This window comes from Acidithiobacillus albertensis (assembly GCF_001931655.1).
GTDB classification, from domain to species: Bacteria; Pseudomonadota; Gammaproteobacteria; order Acidithiobacillales; family Acidithiobacillaceae; genus Acidithiobacillus; species Acidithiobacillus thiooxidans.
Genome location: NZ_MOAD01000029.1, coordinates 1 through 9,079, shown reverse-complemented (window position 1 = coordinate 9,079; position 9,079 = coordinate 1). Strand labels below are relative to the sequence as shown.

At 50.5% G+C, this 9,079-nt stretch carries 5 protein-coding genes and 1 pseudogene; 2 read left to right on the top strand and 4 right to left on the bottom strand.

Annotation, left to right across the window (positions count from 1 at the left end):
* Positions 1-728: 728 nt before the first annotated feature.
* Positions 729-1,945: pseudogene (locus BLW97_RS16575) on the top strand (ISL3 family transposase).
* 1 nt (position 1,946) lies between these two features.
* On the top strand, positions 1,947-3,860 hold the full coding sequence (locus tag BLW97_RS16570; protein ID WP_031572454.1) for a hypothetical protein: 1,914 nt from the start codon (positions 1,947-1,949) through the stop codon (positions 3,858-3,860).
* Positions 3,861-4,507: 647 nt separating this feature from the next.
* Here the strand turns inward: BLW97_RS16570 and BLW97_RS16565 are convergent.
* The 4 genes from BLW97_RS16565 to BLW97_RS16550 form a co-directional block, all read right to left on the bottom strand.
* Complete coding sequence (locus tag BLW97_RS16565) at positions 4,508-5,902, bottom strand: sigma-54 dependent transcriptional regulator (protein ID WP_031572455.1); 1,395 nt, start codon at positions 5,900-5,902, stop codon at positions 4,508-4,510.
* A 368-nt stretch (positions 5,903-6,270) separates the two neighbouring features.
* On the bottom strand, positions 6,271-7,254 hold the full coding sequence (locus tag BLW97_RS16560) for an NAD-dependent epimerase/dehydratase family protein (RefSeq protein ID WP_031572456.1): 984 nt from the start codon (positions 7,252-7,254) through the stop codon (positions 6,271-6,273).
* Between the two features lies 1 nt (position 7,255).
* Positions 7,256-8,371, bottom strand: coding sequence for an NAD-dependent epimerase/dehydratase family protein (locus BLW97_RS16555; RefSeq protein WP_031572457.1), 1,116 nt, complete (start codon positions 8,369-8,371; stop codon positions 7,256-7,258).
* A gap of 129 nt (positions 8,372-8,500) precedes the next feature.
* Positions 8,501-8,803 (bottom strand): hypothetical protein, encoded by a 303-nt coding sequence (locus BLW97_RS16550; protein ID WP_075323985.1) that lies wholly within the window; start codon positions 8,801-8,803, stop codon positions 8,501-8,503.
* Positions 8,804-9,079 lie beyond the last annotated feature (276 nt).

Here is a 9,079-nt window from a genome sequence, read left to right as displayed (position 1 = left end):
TGGCGGTACAGCCAGATCTTCGATCCGGCCGGCGCGATGCAACTGTGCCAGTTTCCGCTGCGCCATCCGCAATAATTCCGTTCCAAAGCGGCGCACTTTCAGGCCAGCGAAGACTGCGGCGGTTTGCTTGTCCGCAAAGCTCATGATCATCGGTGAATGCTAACGCGATCCGATAGTAGCGTCAAATAACGATGTCTGTTAGTCCCGCACTTCTCAGTTTCCAAACTGGACCGCAGGAAACAGCGCCGTCTGATGGCTGGCCCAGACTGGAAGCGGTCATTCAGCAGCTGAAAGAAAATGAACCCCGAGGGAGCTATCTGGTTGACTGTGCCAATCATATCCTTCCACATGCCGGAAATTATGGCTGGTCTCTATTGAGGCGTTTCATGTGTCTTCGCCCCTGAACCGGAGGATGTTTTTCAAGGTGTGAGCGACAGTCGTCGGTCTTATTGCCGACCAATCCGGCTTCCAGCAGTAACCAGAAGCCATCAGCTTCGCCGGTGGCGTATTCACAACGCGCCAAGTAATGAATGGCGCGATCCGATGAATAGCACTATATTATTCCGACATGACGACAAATAGGCAAAAGAAAGAGATCGTCATGGCATATGATGGCACATGCGATAAAAGAGCAGATAAGGCCCCTTACAGAGCCAGGCTCTTCGTCTGATTGAGTGGCAGGGGGCAGAATGCTGTGGAGCACTCGCGCCCTGAATAGGAGTTTGATGATAGTCCCGGAAGATCTGTCTCTCTCTCGTTAGGACTTGGTTCCGCCGAAGGGGTGGATCATGTGACTTTCACAGTGGAGGAAAAACGCCTGGATCTGCATATCAACTTTCCCAAGGACAGTCGCTTAACTTGCCCCGTCTGTGGTGGGGCGTGAGTAGTATATGACACCCGTGCACACTTGGCGGCACATGGATTTCTTCCAGCATGAAGCCTATCTCCATGCTCACGTACCTCGTGTGAAGTGCCCGGAGCATAGTGTTCATCAGATATCTGTTTCCTTGGCACGGAAAGGCTCACATTTCACCCTGCTCTTCGAAGCGCTGATCATGACCCTGGTGCGGGAAAGCCGGTATTGACGGCAGACCGCATGGCCGGCGAGACCGACACGCTCCTGTGGCGAGTGATTGACCATTATGTGCCCGAAGCTCGTGCGGCGGTGGATATGGCCAATGTCCATGCTGTCAGCGTCGATGAAACCAGCAGTCGGCGCGGTCATGGCTACATCACGCTATTCATTGATCTGAATGCCCGGCGACTCTTGTTGTTGTTTGCTACTCCCGGCAAGGATGCCAAGACCTTTGAGAAAATCTCCGGAGATCTACAGGTCCATGGAGGTAGCGCGGAAGCGATTACCAATATGGGCACCGGCCTCTCGCCGGCCGTCCAGAAAGAGGCTGCCGAGCACCTGCCCAATGCTGAGATCACCTTCGATCGTTTTAACCTCATGAATCTCGTCAATGAGGCCGTAGTTGTCGTACGCAAGGGGGAAGTCCTCACTCTGCTCGACCTCGTAAAGACCCGATGGCACTGGCTCAAAAATGATAGCAACCTCAAGGTTGAGCAGAAAAAAAAGCTGCAGAACTCACTCAAAAAAGACCAGAACCTCAAAACGGCACAGGCCTACCAGTTTTGGCTGACCTTTCAGGATATATTCACGGTCAAGAATCGCCACCAGGGCGCCACCGCGCGCAAGGTCTGGATCGAAAACATCAAGAACAGCGGTCTATCGCCTATGGTCAAGGTCGTCTACACCATCATGAATCACTGGGTCGGCGTACTCCGATGGTTCGAAAGCCAGATCACCAACGGAATTCTCGAAGGCTTCAACAGCCTTATCCAATCCGCCAAGACTCGGCGGGGCTATCGCACCTACAAGACGTTTATCAACACGGCTTGCCTCATTTTGGATAAGCCGGATCTCAGGCTATCCACTTAAAATGACGAAGAATCTGGATGCGTTCCCCAATTTCATTATTTCCGGCTTGAACATCGCCGTGCCGAATCCAGGGAGCCTGACGGCCACATTAAACCCTGGCACGGCTTACCTGAACGGTACCCGCGTCATTATCGCTTCTCAGGCAGCTTTCACCAACACTTACCCTCCCAGCAGTGCTATCTATGTCAGCGTCAACAACGCGGGATCGGTGAACTACTCCGCTGGATCATCCGCGCCCAGCGGATACGTGCTTATTGCGCAGGTGACCAGCAATTCTAGTAATATCACGTCCGTTCAACCGCTGCTGCTGCCCCTAAAAGTAACCCCCGAGCATTTCCGCGCGATCGGAAACGGCGAGGCCAACGACGCGCCAGCGTTTGTCGCGGCACTGGAATTCCTTGTTTCCATAGGGGGAGGTGTTCTGCATCTAAGGGCCGTTCGATACAATCTTGGGACTAACTTTATAACCACAAATGGGACTAACTCATTGGTCCCGCTGCCCATTCTGTCAACCTCTGGGCCATACATAGACATCGTCATCTCCGGTGACTTCACGGTTCGTGCAGCGGGGGCCGTAGCTCCGAACTCAGGAACCGTGCTTTTATCTCAAGCCACAGGAAGCGGCACGCTACCGTCCTTAATAGGAGCAGTGGCCCAAAACTCGGGCACCCCGTCCTGGACAAACTTGGGCATCCACTTCAAAAAAATCAAGTTTCAGACGCAGACCAACGGTGGCGTCATAGGCGCAAACCTTTACTCATGTGTGAACGGCTCGTTTGAAGATGTCACGGCGGACATAAACTCCAAACCTGGCGGCTTCGTCCCACCCACAATTATCTCCACGGGCTTGATCCTTCCTGGCCCGGGTAATTTTGGAATATCCTACGCGGAAAAGTTCTACATAACCGGGTATTATTACGGCCTGCAGCATGCTTCCCACGCGCGGCTCAACGGACTCATCCAAAATTGTGTATCCGCAATAACGATTCCTGAGTCATACAGCCATATCGCTTCATACCAGCGTGTGACAACACAGGGGTGCTCGTATTCGATTTTCTGCGGCGCAGCATCAGGAAAGGCAACAGAGGAAAACTCCATATGCGGAGTGTTAGACATCGAGCGCGATACATCGTTTCCATTCGTTGATGATATTCATGTCGCATTCGGAGCGTCGCTAAATGGCTCTCTTATTTACAATGTGGCAGCCGATAATATGTCGTTTATAAGCATCGCTGGGCCAGGTTCGAATAACCTTATGCTGTTCAGCGCGGCAATGGGGCAATATGTTACGCCGTTAGCAAAAATTATAGTTACATCTAAAAGTATTACCGTAACCCCCACCGCAAATAACACGGAGGTTTACCCTGAAAACTTGCCTGTACCGATAACGGTAACCGTGGAGCCGGGGAAGTACATTGGGCAAAGCGTCACGGTTTATGGCCATTATTCGGGCAATGTCACAGTGGCTTCGAATGTTACTTCTGGAGAACCGGCCTTTTATTTACCAAACAACGTAGCTGTTTATACTTACATAATGCAGGGTGGAAACGGAAGCGCCCAGAATATCAAGCTCATCTGGAACGGGGGGGCGTGGAATGCTTATACACAAGGGTCTCTGTTCCTGAACACCGTGTCCGTTACCGCCAATTTTTCTATCGCTGGCACTGGCGGCGGTTCCATCGTCATGACTCCCCCTTTACAGGGAGTCTTCAAGGTAGTCAGTTTTATGCTTACTGGCTACATGAACAACACAGCAACGGCGCAAACGCAAAGGTTCCCAACCGTGTTTACCCAGATCCCTATTATATTAGGCAATAATACCGGCATAAATCCGACACTATCCACCAACGGAATCACGTGGCCCGTCAGCATGACGGCGGCGGCCAGCGGCAACATCATAATCGGGGGGCAGTAATCTCGAGTGCGCCAACAGGTGTATCCGCCGTCTCAAATCGCGCATCGTGCGCCGCCGCCTCATCAAACAGGATTCACCATGGCCTCCCGGATTTCTGCAGTAGGTACCTGCAGCAAATAGCATCCTCTGTCCGCTACAACCCGGGTTAAAAAACCCGAACGGCATCCGAGACAGCAAACTCCATGGCCCACATAAGAGGCTTCTTTGGCCTGAACCTTAAGTTATTCATCGACACGGACATACACCATCGTCGTCATGGTAATCTCCTGAAAATAACTTATATCGATGCCTCCACCTGTGTGAAAGAGGATTCGATACCTGGCATATTGTGGTCGAGTTGCTGCCTTATATCCGGCCTTTGATGCAGCGCAATCAGCCTGCTAGCCATGAAGGAATCCGCCGGAAGAACTCCTCATTTGCGATACATTTATCTCAATACGGCAGATCCACAAACCGCTTCACAGCACCCGCCACGGTAAATTTGTTCTCAGCCCCCAGTAGCGTTGTCGCTGAGTTTTTAGTCATTCTCAAATAATCTAGACAATGCGATTACGGACTTCTGCTCTGGATATGCCGAACTATACCGCCACCTACAGGGGATGGTGAGGAGGCCACCCACCTAAACTTCAGCCATAATAAGAAAGGCATTATATTCTACTGATCCCGTGTTTCTCCATAAAACGATATAGCGTGACACGAGAGATGCCAAGTTGGGTCGCCGCCCGTGTGACGCTGCCCCGGTTGTGGCCTAGCGCGGTGCGAATGGTGTTAATTTCCATTTTGTCGCGCGCCTCGCTCAGAGTAGTAACCGAGCGGGTCGAGAAGCTGTTTCTTCGATCTAGTCCCAGATCGACAGGGGAGATAAGGGACTTATCACACATTACCATGGCTCCGCGTACCCGATTGACCAACTCGCGGACATTACCCGGCCAATCGTAGTGGTTCATGATGTACAGAGCATCTTCGCTGAACCCTTTGACCCTGCACCCTTTTTCGTCGGCGAAGTGGCGGAAGATATATTGGGCCAACAGGGGCACGTCCCCGATACGTTCGCGTAAGGCGGGCATTTTAATCTGCAGGACATTGAGACGATAGTAGAGATCCTCGCGGAAGCGGCCCTCGTGCACAGCCTTTTCCAGATTGACGTGTGTGGCCGCAAGCACCCGCACATCTACGTTAATGTCTTCTTCACCACCTACCCTCTGTATGGTTTTTTCCTGCAGGAAACGTAGAAGGTTAGCCTGAAGTTCCATAGGCAGATCGCCAATTTCATCGAGGAAGAGGGTGCCGCCGGAAGCGACCTCGATGCGGCCGATTTTGCGCTGGTGGGCGCCTGTGAACGAGCCCTTTTCGTGACCGAAGAGCTCGGACTGGATGAGGTTCGCGGACAATGCCCCACAGTTCATGGCCACGAAAGGGCCACCGGCCTGCGGGGAGCGTCTGTGAATGGCTTGCGCGGCCAGTTCCTTGCCCGTGCCGCTTTCTCCGGTAATCAGCACGGGAGCCACCACCCCGGCCACTTTGCGAATACGCTTAAACACTTTTTGCAGCTGTGGGCTGGTGCCGACCATTTCACTTTCGCCATTGTTGCGCACCTCCCGTTCTTCGAGCGAGAACGTGTCCGCGATGATCTTTGCCATCCCCAAGGCATGTCCAAGTGTGTGCAGCAACCGGTTGGGATCAATGGGCAGGGTGTGGTAGTCGTAAAACGTGCTACCGATCAGCTCACGCAAGGGGAGTAAGTCCATGGCCTCCCTAGGGAGCAAGGCGATCCAGTGGATTTGCTCGGCCTTGGCGATGACGGATACCAAGCGCCGGTCATTATCAATGATAGCTTGATGATCTAGAGCGACGATCCCCACTTTAAAATCTGCTGTGGCCAAGAGTCGTTGCAGGTCACTGATATCCTCTGCGTACTGCAGATGCCATCCTTCGCTGCATAAACGCACCGCGCACGGTCCTATAGCCCGCTTCGCACCGAAATACAGTAGTGGGCGACTGGCATCAAGGGTGCCCACTCCGCAAAGTTGACTGCGTGACATATTAACTCCATCCCGTCATCTATGTATCGCGAAACCATAATACGAGCGCCGTGTTTATAACACTATAGTATTCCTAATAAAATGATACTATCGGTGAACGTCATTCCCGCCCTTAGTCTGCAGCTGCCGATCTTGAGAGTGGAAAGGCCGGGGCTACCACACGGCAAGACATTGGCTATTTCACCCACTGAGGGCTCAAAATTCAAACATCTCCTTATATTCTAGTGTAATGTTACATGCTTTTTACTGTGTAAGCGGCTGTTACGCGAATGACCTTTTGCAGCATGTCGCGGGGCACTTGTGCACCACGCTATCGCGTACATCTGCAAACTCGGCTTGGATTGCGGATGACATAGTCGGCTCCATGATTATAGGTTCTGCCAGTGACGCTTGTACCAAGAAATCGTCATCGCCAACCCATCGTCAAGTGGAATCATAGGTATCCATCCGAGACTATAATAGGCTTTGGAAATATCCAGGTACTTAATAGAGGGCGTGGTTTTTATTGGACCAGAAAAAACGGGGGTCAGCGCTTTTCCACCGAACATTTTGCTGGCTACGGTTACAAGAGCTTTTGTGGAGATAGGCTGTCCTGATCCAAAGTTGAAAGCCTCTCCTGCCTCCGAGTCAAGATGTTCCGCTACAGCAATATATGCTCTGGCCATGTCACTGATATGCAGACAGTCGATCTGTGAGGATCCATCATCGCGCGTACCAAAATCATAAGGTGCACTGGTGATCATGTTGGATATAGCCCTCGGAACAATACGGCTGAAGTTGGTGTCACCAGGGCCATAGGTATTCATGAACCGGCAGCACGCAGCTTTCATCCCATATACGCTTGCATAGGTTCTGACTGCCACATCTCCAGCAACTTTGGATGGCGCATAAATGTTTTGCGCACTAAGAGGCGGGTGACCTTCAGTGATCGCATGGTCCGTGCTGGTCGCTCCGTAATAGGCCCCGCTGGACGCAAAGACCAGACGGTCGACACACCCGGAGGTTCTGATCGCTTCCAAAACGGTATAGGTTCCCTCAGTATTGACGCTCAGTGTTTCAAAGGGCAGTACGTTACTTATAGGGACAATGGGCTGGGCAGCAAGATGAAACACCGTATTGATCTCGAATCGTTGCAGTGTCTGACGCAATAAATCAATATCACGAATGTCCCCCTGTATATAATTCACCTGCGGAGCAATGTTGGCTAAGACAAGATAGGAGTTTTTTGGTAACCAACGATCAAGTATGTACACTCGCGCGCCAAGAGCCAGCAGGCTTTCGCACAGATGTGAGCCACCAAACCCAGATCCACCGGTTACCAGACACTGTCGTCCAAGCCAAAAGTTGCTCATTTTACTGACCCTCGTGCTGGTATCCGGTTTTCATAAGGTTACGATAGAAACGAATCGTCGTTTTGATAGATTCCAGAAAATCTGACTGAGGTGCGAAGGCAGTCGCATTCTGGAGTTTTTCCCCATTCAGATGTTGTTTTGTGATGGCACGTACGGGAGATGTACTCGCACGTACTTTAATCGCAATGCCATTTTCAATAATGGTGTCGGCACGTTCCTGGTCAAATTCCCTTTCCACCTCGGCAGCTTGTTCAACGATGGCTTTTAGCATCAAAGGGGTTGACATATAGGTCCCTCCTGCCAGGTTATACACTTCTCCACGACACCCCTTGGAGTGGGCGACTAAAAGGATGGCACGGATTAGGTCGTCGACGTAAAGGTAATCTCGATGGTGTTCGATGGCATCAAAATAAAGTTCTGGCGCTTGAGGCTCCTCATTGGCGAAAATGCTGACCATAGCTTTTGGCAGTAAGCGGTAACCAATATTAAAATCCCATGGACCATATATGTTACACATTCTCAGGGTTACCGTAGGGATACCAAATGCTTCATGATAGGTTCGGGAGAAAACATCTGCGGCTAGTTTGGCTGAGTCATAGATCCCGATTCCATGCAGGGGAGTGAGATGTTCGAAATAGGAATCCCCCTCCATTTCTCCGTAAACCTTGTCAGTAGAAGACAAGAAAACCATATTTACTTTATAGGGAGCCACGCGACAGGCTTCGAGTATATTAACCCAACCCATCGTATTAGCCATGATGGTCTCTTGCGGTGCGAAAACCGCTTTTTCGACAACCGTTGCGTAGGCGGCAAAGTGGAAAATATAGTGGAATCGGCCCTCTGAAACAATTTTATTCATAGCTTCGGCGTCAGTCACATCTGCCTCTTGAACAAGCACTTTGGATCGCAGTTGCATAGAGGCACAGTTCAATATGGAATCGCGGGTAGGATCAATGTTGATATCCACAACGGTAACATTGGCGCCATACTCCACCAAGTGCTTTACAAGGTGTCCACCCAAAAAGCCAAACCCACCAGTCACTAATATATTCTTAGCTTCAAAATATTCATTGGGGAGTTGCTGCGGTAGTATTGAAATTTTATTTTGCGTGTACATGCTCGTTATTCTCCAAGTGCTGCGTTTGTGCGTGGATAAGCTTCGTTACTCACACCTCGACCAATGTTTTGCTTTCGAAGACGTACCGAGTCAAGATAGTATGTGTCTAATAATTTTGAGAAAAACATGCTATGAACCATTCTTTTTTTCTAATGTGTGTTTGTGCGCCATATCATATAAGTTTCGCACATTAAGTAGAATGAACTTCTCACGTTCACTATATGAAGAAAACGGTTTATTTAATAACCGGCGCAGCCAAAATAACGTCTTTTTATTCCTTTCCGTGCACACCGCACGGTGCCGAACATAAAACCACGGATTCTGTATGGCTTCTTCAAATCTTGTATATTCAGGAATCTCTAACCGAAAAACCTCTTCCATTCTTTGTGTTTCAGTCAGGACAAAATGCGGTTCAACTTCCTGAGGGGACATGAACCATCCCATACGCTCTACTAACGGTGACTCAAAACTAAGAAATCGTACCAGCCATACAGACAATATCAATCCAGAAAGTAATGGAATATACCAGAAGAAAAGCCCGATTTTTGGTATACCGAGAAGGCTCTTCGTCAGATTGAGTGGGTAGGGGGTAGAATGCTGTGGAGCGGTCGTGCCCTGAATAGGAGTTAGCTGATGGTCCCTGAAGAGCTGTTTTCTCTCGCGTTAGGATTGGTTCCGCCGTGGTTGGTGGATCATGTGACTTTCACG

Bases quoted from the DNA above. Each gene is read 5' to 3' on its own strand.
- BLW97_RS16550 (WP_075323985.1), bottom strand. From the start codon at position 8,803: ATGTCCCCTCAGGAAGTTGAACCGCATTTTGTCCTGACTGAAACACAA.
- BLW97_RS16565 (WP_031572455.1), bottom strand. From the start codon at position 5,902: ATGTCACGCAGTCAACTTTGCGGAGTGGGCACCCTTGATGCCAGTCGC.
- BLW97_RS16555 (WP_031572457.1), bottom strand. From the start codon at position 8,371: ATGTACACGCAAAATAAAATTTCAATACTACCGCAGCAACTCCCCAAT.
- BLW97_RS16560 (WP_031572456.1), bottom strand. From the start codon at position 7,254: ATGAGCAACTTTTGGCTTGGACGACAGTGTCTGGTAACCGGTGGATCT.
- BLW97_RS16570 (WP_031572454.1), top strand. From the start codon at position 1,947: ATGACGAAGAATCTGGATGCGTTCCCCAATTTCATTATTTCCGGCTTG.